This window comes from Streptomyces canarius (genome assembly GCF_014650735.1).
Lineage (GTDB): Bacteria > Actinomycetota > Actinomycetes > Streptomycetales > Streptomycetaceae > Streptomyces > Streptomyces olivaceoviridis.
Map to the genome: position 1 here is coordinate 148223 of NZ_BMVN01000005.1, position 21433 is coordinate 169655.

The window sequence follows — 21433 nt, forward strand, 5'->3', positions numbered from 1 at the left end:
TACCGAGCGCTTCTACGACCATGACGGCAACCTCTGTCGCCCCGGCGACCGGTTCTACGACACAGAAGGCATCCACCGGCGTCCCGGGGAACGGTTCTTCGATCACGAAGGCGTCCTTCGGCGTCCCGGGGAACGGTTCTTCGACTGCGAGGGATTCTTGAGGAATCCGTAGGAAGTACGGGCCAGGGCGGGGCGGAACTCCAGCTCAGCTACCTCGGTCGTCGATTGAGCTCCTCGCGGTGTGAGACGGGCTGGGGTGCCGTTCCCCGGTAGACCCGAAGGGCCCACCGCCCCTTGCAAGTTGACGGGCGCCTACGGAAACCGGCATCACTGCTTGCCCGGCGGCTCCTCAGCCTCCTCGCCGTCGAAGCCCCGGTGTTCCTCCACCAACTCCTCTATCTCGCGGGGTACCTCGTACAGCGCCTTGAGGACCAGACCCCATGCCCGGTCCCGCAGTTCCTCCGGTACCTCGTCTTCGATCTTGTCGGCGAGCCTGCCGATCTCGTACCGGGCGTCATCCTCCGTGCCCGTGGTCGGCGCGGTCACCACCTCCCACAGGAACCGGCCCACCCCAGCCGCCACCCGGCCTATGCCGCCGAGCACCGAACCCACATCCATCTGCACTTCCCCCTGGTAGTTGGTGTCTTGCCGCAACGAGGCCCCTACCAGTATGCGGGGCGGGTCACCGAGTTGATTCACGTCTGCGGTTGACCGACGAAGCGACCGGCCTCTGGGCGCCGCCCGCTTCATCGACCTGCGCGGCCATCGTCGACCGCCTGACCTTCAACAGCGCGATCATCGAGACCGGCACCGGCTGCTACCGCCTGGCTATCAGGCTCGCACCTGCCGAACAGGTTCAAGTCGGGTGACGAGGCGTGGTTATAGAAGCCCTCACCTGCTGCCGGTTGAGTTGTGCGCGCCGATCGCCTTACTTGCCAGTCAGGGTTGGATCCGGATCTGGGCCCGGTGAAGGGGCGGGTGCCGCCGAGGTTGCCGTCCGCGCGCAGGGTGAGCCCCACGCGGAGGTGGAGGGTACCGTCCGGGCGGGGCCGGCGGCGGCGTTGCCGTGCCAGCCGTCGCCGATCTGCATGGAGCCGCGCATGGAGCGGGAGTGGCGGGCCCAGCCCCGCGGGTCGGTGATGGCGATCTCGTCCGTGCCCTTCTTGCGGGCGGTGGAGGCCAGTCCGATGTGCGGGGAGGGGCCGGTCCAGGCGGTAGGCATGCCGGCTCGGGCGGAGATGCGCTTGATGGCGCGGGTGACGGAGTCCGGTTCCAGGCCGCCGGTGATGTGGCCCCACCGGTCGTTGCCGACGAAGGTGGGGGTGGACGGGGCGGCCCAGCGCGGGCCGTGCTCGGCGATCAGGCGCTCGCGGTAGGCGGTCCAGGCCCACACCGGGCAGATCTCGGGATCGTCGGCGTAGCGGATCTTGGTGTTGCGTCAACTCGCGCCACTCTTCGGCATCTCGAAGTCCGCGGCCGGCTCGGCGGCCTGGATTTCCTCGCCAACGCCCTTTACTTCACGGCGGATACCGCACTGGACGAAGCAGAGATGCGCGACAGCCCGTGGTGACTGCCGCCATCACGTGGGCTGCGACTGCCCTGCTGCCCCCTCACCGCCCGGTTCCTCCGCATAGTTGCTCAAAGCCGTGGAAGTCATTTCGACTGACGCCTCCATGAGACGTCTCATGCCGGTGGAAAACAGCATCAGGACGCTGCCTCCAGCCGTCAGCCATGAGTACCAGACCAGCCATCTGGCGGGCCCGTGATCTTCAATCGATGCCCACAGAGCCACAAGGAAAATAGACACCGTCTGAGCGAGCCAGACAGCCACCCAGGCCGCCAGAATCCTCACCCACCCTGCCAGCCCGCGCCACCTGTCGTGATACTCAAGAGTAGCGACGGTCGCGGTCTTCTCCATCCGCTTGAGAATGTAATGCACCTCGAACCAAGAGAGCACAAACGCGCCCACAGTGGTACCCGAGACGATAGCCGCATAGTCATCGGTCATGTGCAGTCGGTCTTCGTCGAAGAAGGCGAAGACCAGCGGAATTCCAACCACCGCCAGGCTGGCCACAATCATGAGCACTCTCGCCAGCAATACGGTCACGAGCCCGGCCAAACCGCCTACCACGCTTGTTTGCTGACTCCGCAGGATGCGGATCTCCTCCTCAAGCCTCCGCTGCTCTTGTTGCACTTCAGTGATCTCAGCCTCGGCATCTCCCGCCGAACGGTTCTGCGCTGCCTCAGATTCCATCGACCCTCCCCCATGCCCGGTCCCCGCTGAAGACTCGCTCAAGATTATCGCCAGCACTTCCCCCGGCGAATTCGGCCAGGGAGTCATGCAGGGCTACCGCACGCCAACCGGCCGAAGCAACCACATAATGAACGTCTTCGAGAAGTCTCCGAGGAGACGATGCGCGAGCGGCCCCGCATCGGTTCGGCGAGCCGGCCGGAGGCCCCGACCTTCATCAGCGCCACGAGGGCGCTGCCGCCGGCGGTCGGGGCGACCATGTGCTCATGCGATCACCGGCACGGCGACGTCGCCGTCCAGCGAGCGGGGGCGAACTCGGTCAGCCGGTCCGTCCGCGGCGCGGTCGCGGCCCGCTCGATCCGCGCCGCCAGTTGCTCGCGCAGCTGCTCCAGCCTCACCGCGGCCAGGTACTCCGCGGTGCGCTCCCGGGCGGAGTCGTCGGCCTTCGCCGCGGCGGCGATAGCGTCCGCGCCATGCGGGTTGTGCTTGACAGCGGCGGTTCTGCTCGGTCTTGTACGCCCGCCGGGCCTCCGCCTCGGCTTCCTCGGACCGGCCCAGCCGCCCGAGGGCGCTGGTGTGGTACTCCGGCGGGGCCTGCTCCACGGCCTGGAGCGCGGCGAAGGCGAGCGCTGACGCCGCCCGGGTCGGGTCCTCGTCCGGCGCGACTGGCTCGTTCGACATCGGCGTTCAGCGATGCCCGGATGCGGGCGGCGACGGTGGCGGCGTCGTCCGCGTACCGGGGCGGCTGACCAGGCCACGGCGACCAGGCCGGCCTCCACGATCGCCACCCCGGTACGGCGCCGATGACCGCACGCCTCGCACAGGCCGGCCAACAGGTCCTGCCCGCAGTCCTCGCACGGGGGTGCCCGGCGCTCGCGCTCCGCCCGCTCCTGGGCAACCGCGCCGGCCCCATCACGGCAGGGGCCTGGTCCGCGCGGGCCTGCTCGCGCAGCCGCTCCTCAAGGACCCGGCGGCGCTCGCCCTCGGTCAGGCAGCGCAGTTCCCGGTCGACTTCCGCAGCGGTCTGCGCCCGCCGGGCACGCCGGATTCGCGCCGTGCGGTCGATGCCCCTTCCCGTCCGGCCGGACGGGCGCGGATCAGCGCAGTCCGGCGAAGAGGTCGTTCTCGGGTATGGCCGCGCCGGTGGTGTCCTGGACACGTACGAAGGTCTCCATGCCCATCAATTCGCCGAACCTCTCCTTTCCCATCTTGAGGAAGAAGATGTTGTCGCCCTGACTGGCGTGCGCGGCCAGCGCGTCGAACTTCTGACCGCTGAACCCGGTCGTGTCCACCCACGTGGTGATCTCATCGTCGGGGAGGCCGATCTCGGCCATCGCGGCGGCCTCGGCAGGATCCGGCTCCGGCATGTCGGGGTGGAACTCGCGCATGATCTCGCCGAACCGCTGCATCATCGAACGAGGCATCGTGGTCCAGTACACCTTCGGTGCCAGCGTGGTCATCTCCAGCGCCGCCATCGTGATGCGGTGGGCCTGGATGTGGTCGGGGTGGCCGTAGAAGCCGTTCTCGTCGTAGGTGACGACCACATCAGGTCGGTAGTGCCGCATGAGTTCCGCGAGCCGGGCCGCGCCGTCCTGCACGGGGGTCTGCCAGAAGGATCCGGGGGCGTCGTTGCTCGGCCAGCCCATCATCCCGGAGTCGGCATAATCCAACGTCTCCAGATCGCTGACCTTCAAGACGGCACAGCTCGCCGCGAGTTCTTGACGGCGCATCAAGGCGACCGCCGCCGGATCGTGCCCGGGATCGCCCGGCTTGACGCCTCCCGGTCCGTCACCGCACCTGCCGTCGGTACACGTCACGAGAACCGTGCGGATGCCTTCCGCCGCGTACCGCGCGAGGATCCCACCGGTTCCGGTCGCCTCGTCGTCGGGGTGGGCATGCACTGCCATGAGCGTCAAGGGCCGGTCAGTCATGAAGCGTTCCTCCTGGAGAAATACGTCTTGGTCTGAGTGTGCGGCCGGCGTACCACGATCGTGGCGTCCGCATCCTGGTGGGGCGGACGACCTTGTGGTCTCCGTGTTCCCCGCCGGTGCGGCGCCGGTTCCTCGATCGATGCAACCGTGCCGGCCGGACCGGCTGTTCCCGGCTCGGCCGCTCAGCCTTCCAGACGTCGGCGGTCAACGCGAACAACGTACAGGCACGACCCGCAGGTCTCGGCGCCACTCCGGATCCGACATCCATCCGGCACCAGCCGTGATATTCCGGCGCCGAATTGGAGACCCTACAGAGGCGGCGTCACGGCTGCGTCCTATCGACGAAGCGGGAGGGGTGGCCCTGGGCGGCGACGGTGATGGTGGCGGTGGAGCCGTCGCGGTGCCTCGCCACGATCAGGTCGGCATCGCCGGCGCAGGGGAGGTCGTCCTCGTGGACGTCATCACGGTGGTGGATGGGGATGGCGACGTCCGCGTTGTCCTCGACGAGCACGCCGGTGTCTCGTAGGTCGTTGAGCATGGGTCTTGTATCGGCGCGCGGCGCGGTGTTCTGCGGCCTGGTTGAGGGTGGAGGTGGCGAGACCGGAATCTGCGGCTCTTGCGTCACCGGCCTGGCCGGGCGTGATGACGAAGGCCAGCGCGCGACAGTGGCCGTCTGCGGCAGGGCGGATTGCAGTGATTGGGGCGAATTCTGCTCGGTGATTCCGTGGCCCGTCCTCAGGTCCTCCATGCCCTGCTCCCGCCCCCTGACCGCGGTACTGCCGGCGATCCTGGTGTGACTCGTCCGCGCCTCCCGTCTCCAGCAAGCGGCACCGGTCACCATCGGGACGTAACGAAGCACTACCAGGGCATCGCGGAAGCGGTGGCTCCGAGCACGATGGAGTTCCGCCACTCGGCAGGGGAGACGCCGTAGGTGGCGCGGAACACCCGGCTGAAGTGCGAGGCGCTCGTGAACCCCCAGCGGTGGGCCACTGCGCCGATCGTTGGCTCCGCTGACCGGCGGGCCAGGTCGCGTCGGCAGTGTTCCAGTCTGCGCTTCTGTATCCACCGGCTGACGGTGATGTCTTCCAGCTCGAACAGTTTGTGCAGATAGCGGACGGAGATGTGGTGGGCCCGGGCGATGGTGTCCGGCGTCAGGTCCCGGTCCGACAGGTGCTGATCGATGTATGCCCGGATGCGCAGCAGCAACATCCGGGCGGCAGTCGGGGTGTCCGTGGGGGGTCTGCCGAGTCGCTCCTCGGCGAGGGTCTGCACCATGTCCACGACGTTGCGGGCGATCGACTCGCCCGTCCGCTGCGGGTACGTCGCGGCGGTCTCCACGAGCCGGGACAGCAACGGTGTCAGCAACGTGCCGAGCGCCGACTCGCGGCCGAGCGGCGCGGCCGTGATCTGGTGCAGGTCGGACTCGCGCAGGTCCAGGACGTGCCGTGGCAGGACGAGGGACTTCGTCTGGAACGGTTCGGGGAAGGTCAGCCGTAGGGGGCGCGCCCTGTCATAGACGAAGAGAGCCCCTGACCGCACGTGCACGTCGCGAGTATCCTGCTCGACCCGGGCGTTCCCCCTGCTGAGCAGCATCACGACGACGTGGTTGTCATTGGTGCTTCCGGCGATGAGGCGTCGGGTGCGGAGGGTCTGCATAGGGTCGCCCTCCACAGTGACGCCCCGGATGCGGCCCAGTGGTGACGTGCGGACCGTGCCGGAATACACCTCTTCAGGAACGCTGATGTCAACCGCTCCGAAGGTCCGGGACAGCGCCTCTCGCCAGTACAGCCGTCGGCGGTGGGCCGGCACCGAGTCCGTGGTGTGGAGAGTGGTTGATGGGTCCGGCGACATGGAAACCCCTCATCTTTCACCATGCTTTCGCGGCACACATGGTGCCATCGCGAACGGGGTCGTGGCATCGCGTGAATCAGTGAGATCAACGGTAAGAGGGAGGGGGCCTGCCTCCGTGATCAAGCGGCGCTGAGCGACCGCCCGGTGGCGCGACGTCGACGGCACTTGGCTACTGGCCGGCGCGAAGCCGGCTGGGCCCGGCTGTCACCTGGGCCGGGTGTTCCTAGGAGTCAGGCGGCACACGAGCACTTCCACCAGACCTGGAGGCCCCCGTGTCCGTCCGCCATCGACCGACCTCGCCCCAGCTCCGCAGAAGCGTTCACCTGAAAGTGAGAAACCAGCCCTCCGCCCCGGTCAGCGAGCAGGCGGGCCGGCCAGCCGGCACGGCCATTGCCGGCCGCAGCGAGGACGGCATGGTCGTGGGCCGGGAGCTGTCTGCCATCCGGCTGCGGGTCTTCCCCAGCGAGACCGAGGGCCCTGGAGAAGACCGGCGCAGTGCAGGTGTTGCGCTCAGATGACTCCGAGGAGCCCGTAGCCGCCGAGGCGGGTGTTGTACTTCTGCGGGAAGCCGACGGACGCGGCGGTGATCACGCGGCTGCCCTTGGCGGTGGGGCCGCCGGTGCCGCCCGGGAGGACCCAGACCGCGCCGGTGCCGAAGTTCTCCTCCGCGGCGCCGATGAAGAGTTCCGCCTTGCCGTCCTTGTTGATGTCGCCGGCGGACACGGTGGTGCCGAACGCGTCGTCGGCCTCGTCGCCCCCGGGGATGCCGGCGGTGTCCTGGGTGAAGGCGTAGGCGCCGCCGCCCAGGGCGCCGGTGCGGCGGCCTGGGATGACCGTGACCTGCCCGGCGTTCCGCTTGCCCGTGTCCTCCAGCGGCGCGCCGACCACGATGTCCGCGAGCCCGTCGCGGTTCAGGTCGGCCACCGTGAGGGCACCGCCGAAGTGGTCGCCCTTCTCGCTGGCACCAGGAACACCGGCGGTGTTCTGGGTGAGCTGCACCGGTTGCGCCTCCCACGCGATGCCCTGCGCCGACCCGTACCACACGAGCACCCGGCCGCCGGGCGCGCCGTCGACACCGGCCTTGTCCGGCTCGTCCGGGTCTCCGACCACGAGATCGGCGTACCCGTCGCCGTTGACGTCCCCGGTGGCCGCGATCAGGCCGTTGCCCTTCTGCTGCCAGCCCCCCAGAACGGGGTCGACGTACACCGCCCCGCCGCTCAGGTCGGCCAGCCGGACGGTGACGACGACGTCTTCCGGGAAGCCACCGTGGTGGAAATCGCCCAGCGCCACGCTGCCGACGGAAGCGGTGTACATGTTCTCCACGGCGTCGCCGTACGTGCCGCTGCGACTGAACGGCCCCCTGAAGCTCATCGCCCCCTCGTACCCGGCGACGAGCACCTCGGTCTTCGTACCGGGGCCGGTGCTGAGCGCTGCGACGTCCAGACCGTAGTACGCGCCCGCGGTGGTCGCCGGCAGGTCGGTGCCGGATGTAAGGCCCTTCTTGCTGCCCCACAGCACCGTCACCATGCCGGCGTCCTCGCCCCGCCCGGTGTCCTCGTACGGGGCGGACACCACCAGGTCCGCGAAGCCGTCCCGGTTCAGGTCGGCCGTGGCGGTGGCGGAACCGAAGCCGTCGTCCGCCTCGGCCGCGCCCGGCACGCCCGCGCTGTTCTGGGTGATGGTCACCCGCCGGGACGTGGACAGCCCCGACGCCGATCCGTAGAGCACGACCACGGCACCGGCCCCCGTCTTGCCGGCGACGTTCGCCCCCGGCGCGGGCAGCACGGCGTCACGGTAACCGTCGCCATTGAAATCGCCGGGCACCGCGCCGTGCACGGCCACGGCGGGTGTCGCCGACAGCAGCGGAGCGCCTACGACGGCGGCGACCAGGAGCGCCCCCGATCTCCAACCGCCGTGCCGGGTACGTCTGTTCGCCATGGACTGGATCCCCTCCCCAACGGGCGCATCCCTGCGTGCGCCGCGATCTGGGCATCGTAAAGGGGGAGCCTCGCTAAGCGCCTGGCCCCTCCCCCCTGGGGCCCGCTCCGTGTGCTCGTCGTGCGACGTCCGCAGAACCTGGTGACGTCCTTCGGTGCGTCGGCCAGGACTCGGCCGACGCAGTGCACGACCGTGGCGGCGGGGCGACCAGCGTGTCCGCAGGACGTCGGCTCGGCCGGGCTGGGCGGCGAGCCGTAGTGGGTCCTGACGCCGCGGGCGGTGGCCGACAGGGTGTCGGCCACCGCCTGGTGGAAGGGATGCCGGTTCCGCTGACCGGAGAGTGGCGTGGTGTCAGGTGGTCGGGCCGCCCGCGACCCACTGCTGCCACGGCATGTTCCAGTCGCTGAGGCCGTTGTCCGGCGCCAACTTGGTCTTGTCCTCGGAGTTCTTGACGACCACGACGTCGCCGATCATCGACTGGTCGAAGAACCACGCGGCGGGCTGCCTGCCGTCGCCGCCACCCCGGACGTCCTTCAGGCCCACGCAACCGTGGCTGGTGTTCACCTTGCCGAAGATCGAGTCGGCAGCCCAGTAGTTGCCGTGGATGAACGTGCCCGAGTCGGTCAGGCGCATGGCGTGCGGAACGGCCTTGATGTCGTACGAGGGCTTCCCGTCCTTCTCGGTGAGGCCGACGCTCGCACCGTTCATATGGACATGCCCGAACTTCTCGGAGATCACCATCTGACCGTTGTACGTCGGGTGCTCGGCGCTTCCGGACGAGATCGGGATGGTCTTGATCGTCTTGCCGTCCCGTACGACGGTCATCTGCTTGGTCTTGGCGTCGACGGTGCTGATCTGGCTCCGGCCGATCTTGAACGTGACCGTCTTCTGGATGCCGTCGCGGCTGAGCGTGACGGTGACGGTGGAGCCGGACGTCCAGTACTTCTCGGGGCGGAAGTCCAGGCGGTGGTCGTTCAGCCAGTGACCGACGACCTGCTGGCCGCTGCTGGAGCTGACCTGGATCTCCGACTCCACGGTGGCCTTGTCGCCGATCGCCTTGTCGAACGTGACCGTCACCGGCATGCCCACGCCGACGGTCGAGCCGTCCTCGGGGGAGACGTGCCCGATGAAGTCGTTGGCCGGGGACACCGTGGTGATCGTGGCGTTGCCGGTGACGGAGCGACCCTTGGCGTCGTCGGCCTCTGCGGTGATCTGATACTTGGTGGCACGCTCCAGCCGGCCGTTCGGCTTCCAGGAAGTGCCGTCCGCGGACAGAGTGCCCGGGGTCTCGGCTCCGGTCGCGACGGCGGTCATGGTCACCTTGGTGAGCTTGCCCTTGCTGACGGTCACACCGACCGGGTCGTTGGTCCCGACGTTGTAGGCGCCTTGCCCGGGAGTGATCTCTATTCGGGCGTCGGAAGCTTCCTGGGTGCCTGACTGGCTTACCCCCGCCTGCGGTGTCGGGGGGGTCCCGGCATCGTTGCCGCCGGTGGCAGCATTGCTCGTACCGCCGAGGGCCGTGATGGCGAGTACGCCGCCGAGTACGCCGGTCGTGGCCACCAGCCCGGTGCGACGTGTGAACAGCGTGATCAAGCGCTTCTCCCTGTCACTGGTCTTTGCATCCCTGCGCTGATCGCCGAAGGAGTGCAACCAGCCATGACATCACTTATAGGCATACCTCTCGCCAAAATGGGCAAATTGTGTTGAAGGCCACGCGCTGTCGAGCGCGTCGCCGAGGTCGCGGACTGGAGCCGGCTTGAAAGCCCTGGAGGTCGGCCCGGGAGCCGATGCCGGTCCGCAGACGGACCCTGACCCGCCCGGCACAGGCGGAACTCGCCCGAGCCCGGCCCGGACCACCGCGGCGACGATCCCGACCCGCTTGCGCGAGAAGAGCGCGGCCATCGCCACGGCCTTCGATTCGCCCGTCGGCCGGCGTTCACCCTTCACCGCACCCAGGAGCTCGTCGGGTTCTGCACGCACGGGAACGATCCTCACCCCGCAATCGTCTACAGTTCTGTAGACCGTCTGCTCGATCGCAGACGGTCGGGGCGTCGTGCATCCGGTCGCCCGCACAGAAAGGGACTCCTGCCGATGACCACACCCGTCGCAGCTCGCGGTGAACCCTCTCAGCACGCAGTCGCTGCTGGCCGCCTTCGGCGCCCTTGGCCTCCGCGCGGTGATGTTCGCCGGCACAGGGCTGCTGGACGGCTTCTTCCTGCCGGGCGACTCCCTTCTGTTGCTCGTGCGCTACGGCCACGCGAAGGCGATCGTGCCGGCGGGATGCGTGCCGGTGGTTCGTACCGTGCTCTCCCGCTCGCGGGGGCCCTGGCGGTGCCCGCCCGGGTGGTCACCGTGTGGCAGGTGGTCCGCGGCCCGGTGTGCGGCGTCGGCCTGACCCTGACGGGGTGCGCGCTGCGTTCGTCGATTCCCGGCCTGGACCGCTGGCTGCTGCCCCTGGTGGGACTGATCGTGGCGGTGTCGCTGATTCCGCTCGCCGCGGAGCTGTACCGGTGCGACAGGCGCGCGCAGGCCGAGGAGGTCCGCGGATGATGCTCGCGCTCGGCGGCGCGTCGATCGACGGCTCCGTCTACCGGGAGGTGGTGGACCTCGCCCGGCACTCGCCGGGCTGGCTGGACACCACGATCAAGGTGTGGTCGACGTACGGGCTGGCGGTGTTCGCCGTGCTCATGGCTCTGGGCTGGTGGCGGGCGCGACGTGCGGGTGCGGCGGCGGCGATGACGGCTCTGGCGGTTCCGGTGGTCGTGCTTCTGGCGTACGGGGTGGATGCCGTCCTGAAGCTGCTGGTCCGAGAGGACCGGCCGTGCCGCGGCCTGCCGGTGCGGGCGCTGGAGGCGTGTCCGGCGCAGGGTGACTGGTCGTTCCCCAGCAACCACGCGGCGATCGCCGCCGCGGCGGCGGTGGCGCTGCTGTTCGTGTCGCGGCGGCTGGGTGCGGTCGCCTGTGTGGCGGCGATCGCCATGGCGGCGTCCCGGGTCTGGGTCGGCGTGCACTATCCGCACGACGTGCTGGTCGGGCTGGTCCTGGGCGGGCTTGTCGCACTGGCGTCGCTCCTGGTGCTCACACGCCGGTCGACGGAGCTGGCCCGGCGGCTGACGGCGGCCGGACCCCTACGGCTGCTGCTGTCCGGCTCATGAACCGCAAAAGCATCGCCGACCTGGCGAGCAGCGTCGGGGTGGGCGCGTGGGCGGCGTTCAGCGTCCTGACGCTGGTCGTCATCGGCCGGTCCGGCGCACCGCTGTGGCTGGACGACAGCTTCCTCACGTGGTCCGTCGGCCACCGCCCGGAGGCGGTCGTGGCACTGGCCCGTGCGGTGACCGCCACGGGCACCGGCCTCGTCCCCTACGTCCTCGCCGCGCTGGCCGGCGCCGTCGCGGGCCGCACGACGCGGTCCCGGCTGCCGGCCACCGCCGTCTGCCTCGCCTGCCTCGGCCTGGGACAGCTGCTGCGCTACGGCGCAATGGAACTGGTCCACCGACCGCGCCCTGCGCAGGCCGACTGGCGGGCACACGCGAGCGGCTGGGCGTTCCCGTCGGGTCACACCACCACGGCCGCCTTGGCCGCGGGCCTGCTGGCCGTCGCACTCACCCTGCGCGCGCCGCGTGGGAGCACGGCTCTGCGGATCGCGGTGTGTGGCTGGGGCCTGGCGGTCGGGCTGACCCGCGTCTACCTCGGCGTGCACTGGTTCACGGACGTCATGGGCGGCTGGCTGTTCGCCGCCGGCTGGCTGGGGGTATGCCTGTGCGTCGCCGCACACCTTCTCCCCGCACCCTTCCTCACCGAACTGACCGACCCCGCTCACGCTCCGACGGAGGACCATGCGTCCGAGGATCCTGGTTGTCGAGGACGATCACGCCCTGCGTGACGTGCTGCGCCGTGGCCTGTCCGACGAGGACTTCGAGCCCGTCCTCGCCGCGGACGGTGCCACCGCTCTGCGGCTGGCGACCGGCTCAATCGCGGCGGCCCTGCTGGACGTCGGCCTGCCCGACGCTGACGGACGGGACGTGTGCCAGGCGATGCGTGCCAACGGTTTCGCCGCCCCCGTGATCTTCCTGACCGCCCGGCACCAGCTCACCGACCGTCTGTCCGGCTTCGCCGCGGGCGGTGACGTCTACCTGCCCAAGCCGTTCCACCTCGTCGAGCTCGCCGCTGTGCTGAGAGCCGTCCTCAAACGGGCGGTCGCCGCGTCGGCGGTGCCGTCCGGAGATCTGGTCCTGGACGCGGTGGACCACAGCGTGACCGTGCACGGCGTCCGCAGCACCCTGTCCCCCACCGAGTTCCGGCTGCTGGCCACGCTGGTCGCCGCGGACGGCACCCTGGTGCGCCGCCGGGATCTGGTACGGGCGGGCTGGCCCGAGGGCGCGCAGGTCAGTGACAACACGGTGGACCAGTACCTGAGCCGGCTGCGCCGCAAGCTGCGCGAGACGGGCAGCAGCCTCACGATCAGTACGGCGCGGGGCGTCGGACACCGCCTGTCATGATCCGCGCCCCCCGTGTCCTCCGCCGCGTTGTCCCGCGCACTCTGCGCGGTCGGCTCTCCCTGGTGGCGCTCACCACGGCCGCCCTGCTGATGACGATGCTGACCGTGGTGTTCAACGCCGTCATGGACCGGCATCTGGAGCACCAGGCGGACGACGAACTGCGCGACCGGGCGGCGGCGGTGGCCATGACCGTCGATACCAGCGGTCCCCGGGTGCGCGTCCTGGAAACCGTCAATGACGGTCTGCTCGACGCCAACGTGTGGATCTACGCCGGGAACCGCCTGTTGGAGAGGCCGCCGTCCACTTCGGGCGACAGCCCCGTGATCGAGGCCGCCGGCCGGCTGGCCCGGCAACACGAGCATGCCTGTGTGACCGCACAGGCTCACGGTCACCAGCCGGTCCGGCTGTGCTCCCTCCCCGTGTCCGGCCGCCACGCCGGCGCCGCTGTCGTCACCGCGCTGGACCTGGCGCCGTACCGCGGTTCGGCCGACACCCTGCTGCTGGGGTCGCTGTTCCTCGACGCCGTGATGCTCGGCTGCACGTATGCGCTCACCCGGCTGTCCGTCGGCCGGGCGCTGCGCCCGGTGCGGACCATGACCGACCAGGCGACCCAGTGGAGCGCCGTAGGATCCGACGAGCGCTTCGGCACGGAGGATCACCCGGCCGAACTCGCCCGTCTGGGTATCTCACTGGACGCGCTCCTGGACCGCATACGCACCTCGCTGCGCCACGAACAGCAGCTGACGGGAGAGCTGTCCCACGAACTACGCACCCCGCTCACCCGGATCATCATGGAGCTGGACTGGTGGCGGGCCCGCCCCCGCACGGACGCCGAGACCCGTGCCAGCCACGAGGTGATCGCCGAGGCCGCCCAGTCCCTGCGCACCATCTGCGACACGCTGCTGAACGAGGCCCGCGAGAACGCGCTGAAGCCGGGGACCGCCCCCGGCACGACTGATGTCGCGCCCGTCCTGGACCGGCTGCTCCAGCACCTCGACACCCCGGACCAGGTGAAGACCGTGGTGGAGACGGAGACGGAGACGCCGGTGCTTCAGGCGGGGACGGCCCCCGCTCTCGTCGAGCGCATCCTCAGCCCCCTGCTGACAAACGCCGTCCGCTACGCCCACTCCCGCGTGACCATGTCCGCGCGGCGCGTCCCCGGCGCCGTGCGGATCGACGTCGTCGACGACGGCCCCGGTGTGCCGGAGACATTCAGGGACGAGCTGTTCCGGCCCGGCCGGCGCGCCGATCCCGGCGACGGACACGACGGCGCGGGCCTGGGGCTGCCGCTCGCGCGACGCCTGGCCCGCGCCGCCGGCGGTGATGTGACTCACGACCCTCGGCACACGCCGGGGGCCAGGTTCACGGTCAGTCTGCCCGCCGGGTGACCGGTGCCTGCCCCTTCCTCACCGTCCGGCGTTCCCGCACGTGGGCGTGCGCCATCAGCCCGAACAGGACGGCGAGGAGCACGGCGGACGAGCCCGCGGTACCCAGATCCAGACCTCCCTTGGCGACCGGCTTGGTGAGGAAGTCGCCCGCGGTGGCGCCCAGTGGGCGGGTGAGGACGAAGGCGATCCAGAACAGCAGCACGTTCGGCACCACGGGCACCTTCATCAGCGCCGCCAGCACGGCCAGCACTCCGGTCACGAGCAACGCGCCGCCGAGGTAGCCGAGACCGGAGCTGTCGGAGAGGAAGTCGCCCATCGATGTGCCGAGGGTGTTCGAGACGAGAATCGCCGCCCAGAACAAGGCCTCGCCCCTGAAGGTGACGATGTCGCGGATCTGGAACGTCATCCCGCTCAGCTTCCAGGCGAGGAAGATCGTCAGGAGGATCGAGATCAGGATCGCCGCCCCGGCGGGGTAGCCGAGGCCCAGGCCCTGCGGTCCCCAGCCCAGCTTCGTCGCGCCGTTCGAGAGGTATGTGGCACTGGCGTCCCGGTTCATGAAGTCGGACATGGTCGTGCCCGCCATGGAGGTCGACAGGATCACGGTCCAGTAGAAGAACGGGTTGTAGTGGCTGGAGCGCAGCTGGACCACCAGCGTCACCACGAAGACCAGGAACAGCAGGACCGTGGTCAGGAAGTAGCCCAGCTTCAGGGTCTGCGCGAAGAGGTCGCCCGCCGTCTCACCCAGGGTCGTCGCGGCGATCTTCATGATCCAGAACGCCAGCGTGACCTCGGGCAGCTTCTTCATCACCGACTTGGTCCTGCCCGACGTGCTCGCCACGTCGAGGTCGGTGACGACCTCCGGTTTCTCCAATTCACTCTCCTGTCTGGTCGAACGACAGGACGCTCGCCCCCGGGAAGCGGGACGAGCGCCCTGTGAGATGAGCCGACCGCCGGGCGGTCGTGATCTCCGACCGTGGCACAGAGAGCCTGAACGCGTCCTGAACGCCTGTCGTGTGGCAGGTCAGGCCGCGTGTCGAGCGGCAGGCTCCGCCTCGGTGACGTCCTTGCGCGTCACGCTCAGGTAGACGACCAAGCCGAGGATGACCGCCAGGAACAGCGCGCTGGTGATCACGGTGCCCAGGCCCAGGCCACCGTCGCCCGTCGGCTGGGAGAGGTAGTCGCCGATCGAAGCACCGAGGGGACGGGTGAGGATGTAGGCGATCCAGAAGCTCCACACCGCGTCCAGCCCCAGCGCGAAGTGCGCGATGGCCACCGCGGCGATGGCCACGGCGAACAGGACGGCGGACAGCCAGTACCCGAGGTCCATACGCTCGGAGACCAGGTCGCCGGCCGCGGTGCCCAGGGCGAAGGTGAACAGCACCGCGAGCCAGTAGAAGGACTCACGGCTGGTGGTGTCAATGCTGTGGATGGACAGCGTCCGCTCACGCCGGTACCAGACGGCGAACACGATCGCGAGCAGGACCGCGAACACCGCCGTACTCGTTTCCAGCGGCACGCCCATGTTGTCGGTCAGGTTGTCACTGATCAGGGTGCCGACGACGCTGATCAGAGCCACGGCCGCCCAGTACACCCCGGCCCGGTACGCCGTCGTACGGAACTGCACCACCAACACCACGGCGAGCAGTGCGCTCATCAGCACCGACACACCGGTCAGACCCAGGCCGGCCTTCTCGTTCAGCAGGTCGGCCGCGGTCTCCCCGACCGTCGTGCACAGCACCTTGATGATCCAGAAGTAGACGGTGAGCTCGGGCACCTTGTTCCAGCGAAACCGGTGCCGGGCCGGAGCGACAGGCCCACCGGCCTCGGGGACCGCGGATGTCTCGGACGTTTCATAGGTCATGGCCAACGACCGTGCCACCGGACACCTGAACGCATCCTGAGTGGCTGCACGGCCCCACGCGCACCAAGCCTCTCGCACCAGCGGCAGAGAACGTGCGGTCGCCCCCGGCCTACTCCGACTGTGGATGGGAGTACACGAGGGCATCGGGCAACGGGACCCGCTGGCGCCAGTGTGAGCACAGGGTGTCGTTGAGGGCTCGTTCCTCGCGCGGGGTCTCCGGGCGAGGCAGGCAGAGCTTGTCGTACAGGGCGAAGCGGTGGGTGTCGATGGCCGCGTCGATGGAGGCACCGTAAGCCATGGCGGCTTGAACGGCGCCACGGTACGACAGCCGGGACAGAACGGCCGGCATCAGGGCGAGCAGGAGCCACCATCCTGATTGCCACAGCAGGCCGGCAGCGGTCACCGCGGTGACGGCCGCCATGACGGAGAAGCGGCACGCGGCGTCCATGGCGTCGCGATGGGTGTCCACGGCCTCCTTGTGAATCCCCTCGATGAGCGGGTAGAGCCGCGGCCAGGTGACCACCACATCGAGCCCGTGGCTGAACCCGGCGTAATGCTCCATGGCGGCAAGGGTATTGCCAAGGGAGGTGGGGGCGGGTGTGAGTTCGGCCGGCGGGTACAGCGTGCTCCACCGGGCGTACACGGCGCCCGCGCGGTTCACCTCTGCCGGCAACGGCGGATCGCCGGCCGCGACCATACGGCTCCCGAGCCTTCGACGCAGGGATTCCTGGCGGTGGACCGCGAGTCGGCGCAGCGGACCGAGCAGCGTTGGCCACTCGCCTTCCAGGAGGCGGACCAAGCGCAGTTGCAACGGGTGGCTGACGACAGCGACCAAAGTGGCTACCAGCCAGAGGCCCAGGATCTCACCGACACCGAGCTTCGCGGCCGTCTCCCAGGCCCGGTCGAAGTCCGGTGCTGTTCGCGGTGCGCCGGCCCAGAGGAGTACCAGGAGGAACAGGGCGCATCCGATCGTCGGCAGGTACGAGACGAGCAGGAATCGTTTTCCGAGCACACCGCCGGCGGCGCCCACCAGGGCCGAGAGCTTCATGCGTCCTCACTTGTGGGGTTGCCGCAGGTGGGGCAGGCGGGTGGAGTGGGAGCGGGGCTGTAGACCGTGTGGAGGCACTGGGCACAGGAGTAGCGGAAGGCTTTGTAGTGCCGTGAGGCTCCTGGCAGGAGCGACCGGTCGCCGTCGCCGCGGGACCAGGAATCGTCACGTTCCTGGTCGGTTTCCCGGACGCCCTCGGGCGGATAGTCCGTATGCGTGGCCACACCGATCCGGGAGTCGCCCACGTACACAGTGAGCGAGGTGAGCGCGGGAAAGGCGTCAAATATGGCCTGAAGTTGCCCTGCGGCGTGCTGGACGCGCTCAGTTGCCGTGCGCAAGCTGGGATCCTCGCTGAGGGTCGCTACGGGAGCACCGTGAGGCCGAGAATCCATGGTGCTGACGAGATGGCGGTAAGTCCGCTGAATCCTGCTCACGTCCGGCACGCTTGCTCCAACCCGGGGGGGAACGGATCGATGTCGGACGTGATGGTAGCCGCGCTTTCGGACCGGTTGGAGGTCTACGAGCACAGCCAGGACCGTACGCTGATCGACACCCCCGAAGCGCTCGTTGAGTCCTTGGGCGTGATGCGCACGGTGGCCGCCCAGCTCGGGCAAGGATCGCTCGATGTCGGTGCGCTGCTGAACGTCTGCTGGCTCCACTACTATCGCGGCACGAGGGGCCGCCACATCAATCTCTCAAGTAGCGACCTGCCCGTCGCAGGCCTTTTGTCCGTCTTCCTGGACGAGCACCGGCCAGGCCATGCCGCAGACCTTCCACCAGTGGGCGCGGGGCATGTCACGACGGAGGGCTGGTGCGCGCTTGTCTCAGTCAACGCGCGCCACCTGGCCCAGGATCCGACGTTTTCAGCAGTCGTCCACGAAGTGCTGATGTTGATCGGGAGGAGCACCGGGGATCGCGCGGTACGGCGCCGCGTACAAGCGACGGCTGGGCACTTGCTCTATGACCGGTACAAGTTCAGTGATGACATCAGCTATCTGGCGAACGCCGTCCAGTGCCTTCGGGATGCGGCCGATCCCGTCGTCGAGGACGATGCGGACCCCGGCCCGGATCCGACCGTCATCGATGGTCTCGGCACCACGACTTACTTCCTGTACAACGCCACGGACGACGTGGACCTGCTGGTGGAGTCGGTGAACAGCCACGCACGCGCTCTTACCGCCGGGCCCGGGAACGGACCCCGGCGTCTGGGCTTCATGGACAATCTGGGCGCCTCCCTGCATGCCCTGGCGCTGGTTCGCCGCGACCCGGCGTTGCTCTGGCAGGCCGTCGACTGCTTCATGGAGGTGGCCGGGCTGCACAGCACGGACTCCGATCGGTGGCAGGCCATCGACAAAGTGTGGCGGACCCTGGAGATCACATGCCGCGTCTGCCGCACCCCTGCTGATCTTGAGACGGCCATCGAAATGGGGAACGCCCTGCTCGAACAGCACGGCGACCGCGATCCCGAACACGGGCATCATCTGTCCATCCAGTCCGCGCTGTTGCACGCCCGCGTCACACTCAAGGCCGTCCCCGAACTACTGGACCTGTATGTGAGGATCGCCCGTCGTGCCGCGGAGGCGTTCCCCGTGGGAGACCCTGTTCGCGCGCGCATGCGCGGCGATCTGGGCGTCGCCCTCGCCACACGGTTCACGTACCGCAGAGATCCGGAAGACCGAGCAGAAGCCCTGGAACTGCTGCGCGCCGCCGCAACGGATCTGCCCGATGAACCAGTCGCTCAGGACAATCTCCAGAAACTCGAAGCGGATGTCATCCGCCGGACCGCATCCCACGCGCAGGTCAGGTCCCTCGACCAGATCGACATGGCCGCGAAGGCCGCTGTCGATCTGGGGGACGCGTACGTCTTGTTCAGCAACCCGATGTTCTTGTCCGAGGCCATCCGCCTGGCGGAGGCTGCGGTGAAGGCGATCGGGCCGGAGCACAGCCTGTACTGCGAACTCAATCGGATACTCGCTCAGCTGTGGGAGCACGAGGCTCAGCGATCGGGGGTGGCCGCGGATTTGGATCGTGCCATCGCCTACGCCGAATCCGGCGCCACGGAGTCCCAAGCCGGCACGCCCGGGCGTGCAGAGCTTGATTCACGCCTCGCGCAACTGCTCCGGCTGCGTTTCGAACAGCGCGGTGACTTGGCTGACCTCCAGGAAGCTGTCCGACGGGGCAACGCCGCCGTGAGGGATGCCCGGGACAGCCGTGAGCGAGCTATTGCGCTCAACAGGCTGGGGCTGTCACTTGGCCGCCGGTATGAACACAACCGGGACCTGGTGGATATGCGGGAGTGCATCGACGCATATCTCGAAGCTGTCGACCTGTCCGTAGACAACCCCCAGCTACGTGCCTCTGTGCTCAACAATCTGGGAGGCGCCTACTCGCATCGGTTCCAACGTCATCAGATCCGTGCCGACCTGGAACGGGCCGTCGAATGCTGGCGCGAGTGTGCCCGGTTGACTCATCCGGAACACGCGAACGCGGCGACGCGTTGGGACAACTTCGCGAGGGCTCTGCACCACATGTACGGACTCGACCGCGATCCCGCTCACTTGACGGAGGCGTTGGCGTACGCCGACAGGGCTGTCGCGGCAACTCCCCTGCACCACATCGAGCGGGGCCGCCGACTGACGACCCTCAGCAATGTGCTGGTCGCGCGCTACCACGTTGCCGGTGATCCCGCGGACCTCAGCCGTGCTGTCACCCAGGCCAGAGCGGCTGTCCGCACTCCCTCGGCGGATCAGGCCCATCGGGCCGAGTACCTCAACAACCTCGGCAGTGTGCTGGTGACGGCGGGCGCGCTGCGGTCGAGCGAGGTCTCCGTCGACGAGGTGCTCGCCGTATTCGACGAGGCACGACGCCACCAACCGTCGCTGGTCCATCTCCGGGGCATCGCCGCCCGGAAATGGGCTGCGGTCCGTGCGGCGGCAGGCGATGCACACGCTGCGATCGACGGCGCCGAGTTCGCCTTTGACCTGCTGCAACAGATCGACTGGCACGGCATGGCCCTGGCCGACCGGTTGGACGTGATACGTGAATGGGACGGATTCGCCCGCGAAGTCGCCGTGTGGGCCCTGCGGTCGGACGATCCCGCTCGCGCAGTGGAGTTCCTGGAGCGGGGGCGCGGACTGCTGTGGGGGCAACTCACCGGCCACGTCGGCGATCTCGAACGGCTGAGAGCCGTGGATACGAGGCTTGCCGAGGAATTCCTCGCGATCCGGGACGAGGCGCGTGAACTGACCGACAGCGCTGTTCCCGACAGAGCAAGGGGAGAGCGGCTCGCAGACGTCAACGCGGAGCATCGGCGGATCGTCTCGCGGATCCGCGCCCTGGATGGTTTCGACGCCTTCCTGGGCCCTCCGTCTCCTGGCCGGCTCGCCGCAGCCATGGGGGATGGCGCTGTCGTCATCCTCAACGTGAGCAGAGCGAACTGCGATGCCATCGTTCTCCGCGGCCCCGGGATTCGGGCGGTGCCCCTTGCGGTCCCGGGGATGGAAGTCGCTGAGCAGGTGCGACGCTGGACCACCGTGTTGAGGACTGCTCAGGAAGCCCGTCGTGAGCTGAACCATGCAGCCCTCAAAGGCCGTCAGGCACCCCGGTGGGCAGTCGTCACGTATCGCACGGCAATCGATGAGCTGGGCGAACTCCTCGCATGGGGCTGGGACGCCCTGACAGGACCAGTACTCACTGCCCTGGGCCACAAGGACCGCTTCTCGGGGAATGCCGACTGGCCGCGTGTGTGGTGGTGCCCCACAGGCCCGCTCACTGCCTTCCCGCTCGCCGCCACGGGACACCACGACGGCTCCGGTCGGGCTGTCATCGACCGGGTCGTCTCCTCGGAGGCCCCGACACTTCGCAGTCTTGCCGAGGCCCAGGAGCGGGGAACAGCCCAGAACACACCTCGGCTCCTGGCCGTCGCGGTGCCGACCCCGTACGACCGCGGCGACGTCCTGCATGGTGCCCAGGAGGAGCGTGCGGCGGTGCTGGCCTCCACGTCCATCGAGGTCACCGACCTGTACGGTCCCACTGCGACACGAGAGACGTTGCTACGAGAACTCCCCGCCCACTCGCGCTTCCACTTCGCGGGGCACGGCGCCGGCGGTGTCACGGACCCGACGGACGCGGCGCTGATCGCCTTCGACGCACCCTTGCGCATGACGGACCTGGTGGGGCTGCCCCTGGACGGAGCTGAACTGGCTTACCTGTCAACGTGCCACGGGGTCACCGGCAGTGCCACCCACCCGGACGAGAGCCTGCATCTTGCCGCGGCGATTCACGTGGTCGGGTTCCGGCACGTGATCGCAGCCCGGCAGGAGATCGACGACCGCGTTGCGGCGGACACGGCAGCCGCCTTCCACCGGCACCTTGCCCACACTCCCGATCCGGGCATCGCACTGCACGAAACCTTGCGGGACATGCGGGAACAACTGACGACCAGGACAGACGCGGACTGTGACAACCCGGTCAATCCATGGGCCTGGGCAGGCTTCGTCCACCTCGGGCCGGCCGGTGCGCGCCTCACACGAGAAGGGGCCGGGGCGGAAGGTCACTAGCGCCGGCTCGGGACCAGCCGGACTGTCATGGCGGCGCAAGCGGCTTCGCCCCAGTGGCATACGGCGGTGCGCTCGCTCTGAAGCGTGCGCCCGCGGCGACGACGCGG

General features: G+C 69.0%; 17 protein-coding genes and 2 pseudogenes. 7 read left to right on the forward strand and 12 right to left on the reverse strand.

Annotation, left to right across the window (positions count from 1 at the left end; all coding sequences use genetic code 11):
* Nucleotides 1-327 precede the first annotated feature (327 nt).
* A complete protein-coding gene (locus IE294_RS09635) occupies nt 328-618 on the reverse strand; it encodes a hypothetical protein (RefSeq protein WP_229917084.1) in 291 nt (96 codons plus the stop codon).
* 137 nt (nt 619-755) lie between these two features.
* Between IE294_RS09635 and IE294_RS09640 the strand changes: the two are divergent.
* Nucleotides 756-869, forward strand: a pseudogene (locus tag IE294_RS09640) (IS21-like element helper ATPase IstB); the annotation flags it as partial.
* Between the two features lie 59 nt (nt 870-928).
* On the opposite strand, the gene IE294_RS09645 reads toward IE294_RS09640, so the two are convergent.
* The 8 genes from IE294_RS09645 to IE294_RS09680 all read right to left on the reverse strand — a co-directional run bounded on the left by IE294_RS09645 (nt 929) and on the right by IE294_RS09680 (nt 9564).
* Nucleotides 929-1393, reverse strand: a complete 465-nt coding sequence (locus tag IE294_RS09645; RefSeq protein WP_189884309.1) for a site-specific integrase — start codon at nt 1391-1393, stop codon at nt 929-931.
* Between the two features lie 186 nt (nt 1394-1579).
* A complete protein-coding gene (locus IE294_RS09650) occupies nt 1580-2254 on the reverse strand; it encodes a hypothetical protein (RefSeq protein WP_189884311.1) in 675 nt (224 codons plus the stop codon).
* A 269-nt stretch (nt 2255-2523) separates the two neighbouring features.
* A complete protein-coding gene (locus IE294_RS49000; RefSeq protein WP_268252778.1) occupies nt 2524-2649 on the reverse strand; it encodes a hypothetical protein in 126 nt (41 codons plus the stop codon).
* 699 nt (nt 2650-3348) lie between these two features.
* Entirely contained in the window at nt 3349-4182 is an 834-nt protein-coding gene (locus tag IE294_RS09660; RefSeq protein WP_189884313.1) for a PIG-L family deacetylase, read from the reverse strand.
* 322 nt (nt 4183-4504) lie between these two features.
* Nucleotides 4505-5023 (reverse strand): DnaB-like helicase C-terminal domain-containing protein, encoded by a 519-nt coding sequence (locus IE294_RS49005; protein WP_306433394.1) that lies wholly within the window; start codon nt 5021-5023, stop codon nt 4505-4507.
* A 17-nt stretch (nt 5024-5040) separates the two neighbouring features.
* Nucleotides 5041-6033: a helix-turn-helix domain-containing protein gene (locus tag IE294_RS09670; RefSeq protein WP_189884317.1), complete on the reverse strand. Its 993-nt coding sequence runs from the start codon at nt 6031-6033 to the stop codon at nt 5041-5043.
* 510 nt (nt 6034-6543) lie between these two features.
* The gene (locus IE294_RS09675) at nt 6544-7971 is read right to left on the reverse strand and encodes an FG-GAP-like repeat-containing protein (protein WP_189884320.1); all 1428 of its coding nucleotides are present in this window, start codon (nt 7969-7971) and stop codon (nt 6544-6546) included.
* A gap of 351 nt (nt 7972-8322) precedes the next feature.
* Nucleotides 8323-9564 carry a L,D-transpeptidase gene (locus IE294_RS09680; RefSeq protein WP_189884322.1) on the reverse strand — a complete coding sequence of 414 codons (1242 nt, stop codon included), beginning with the start codon at nt 9562-9564 and terminating at the stop codon, nt 8323-8325.
* A 523-nt stretch (nt 9565-10087) separates the two neighbouring features.
* On the opposite strand from IE294_RS09680, the pseudogene IE294_RS09685 reads away from it, so the two are divergent.
* The 5 genes and pseudogenes from IE294_RS09685 to IE294_RS09705 all read left to right on the forward strand — a co-directional run bounded on the left by IE294_RS09685 (nt 10088) and on the right by IE294_RS09705 (nt 13858).
* A pseudogene (locus tag IE294_RS09685) lies at nt 10088-10521 on the forward strand (DedA family protein).
* Nucleotides 10518-11126, forward strand: a complete 609-nt coding sequence (locus tag IE294_RS09690) for a phosphatase PAP2 family protein (protein ID WP_189884324.1) — start codon at nt 10518-10520, stop codon at nt 11124-11126. Before IE294_RS09685 ends, IE294_RS09690 begins: the two are co-directional and overlap by 4 nt.
* Nucleotides 11123-11854 (forward strand): phosphatase PAP2 family protein, encoded by a 732-nt coding sequence (locus IE294_RS09695; protein WP_189884326.1) that lies wholly within the window; start codon nt 11123-11125, stop codon nt 11852-11854. Before IE294_RS09690 ends, IE294_RS09695 begins: the two co-directional genes overlap by 4 nt.
* A complete protein-coding gene (locus IE294_RS09700) occupies nt 11808-12470 on the forward strand; it encodes a response regulator transcription factor (RefSeq protein ID WP_189884328.1) in 663 nt (220 codons plus the stop codon). Before IE294_RS09695 ends, IE294_RS09700 begins: the two co-directional genes overlap by 47 nt.
* On the forward strand, nt 12467-13858 hold the full coding sequence (locus IE294_RS09705; protein WP_189884331.1) for a sensor histidine kinase: 1392 nt from the start codon (nt 12467-12469) through the stop codon (nt 13856-13858). The genes IE294_RS09700 and IE294_RS09705 overlap by 4 nt, the downstream gene beginning before the upstream one ends.
* Here the strand turns inward: IE294_RS09705 and IE294_RS09710 are convergent.
* The 3 genes from IE294_RS09710 to IE294_RS09720 form a co-directional block, all read right to left on the reverse strand.
* Nucleotides 13839-14729 (reverse strand): COG4705 family protein, encoded by an 891-nt coding sequence (locus tag IE294_RS09710; protein WP_189884332.1) that lies wholly within the window; start codon nt 14727-14729, stop codon nt 13839-13841. The genes IE294_RS09705 and IE294_RS09710 overlap by 20 nt on opposite strands.
* Nucleotides 14730-14879: 150 nt before the next feature.
* A complete protein-coding gene (locus tag IE294_RS09715) occupies nt 14880-15719 on the reverse strand; it encodes a COG4705 family protein (protein WP_189884334.1) in 840 nt (279 codons plus the stop codon).
* Between the two features lie 109 nt (nt 15720-15828).
* Nucleotides 15829-16767 carry a hypothetical protein gene (locus tag IE294_RS09720; protein ID WP_189884336.1) on the reverse strand — a complete coding sequence of 313 codons (939 nt, stop codon included), beginning with the start codon at nt 16765-16767 and terminating at the stop codon, nt 15829-15831.
* Nucleotides 16768-17240: 473 nt separating this feature from the next.
* On the opposite strand from IE294_RS09720, the gene IE294_RS09725 reads away from it, so the two are divergent.
* Nucleotides 17241-21326 carry a CHAT domain-containing protein gene (locus IE294_RS09725; protein WP_189884338.1) on the forward strand — a complete coding sequence of 1362 codons (4086 nt, stop codon included), beginning with the start codon at nt 17241-17243 and terminating at the stop codon, nt 21324-21326.
* The last annotated feature ends 107 nt before the right edge of the window (nt 21327-21433 follow it).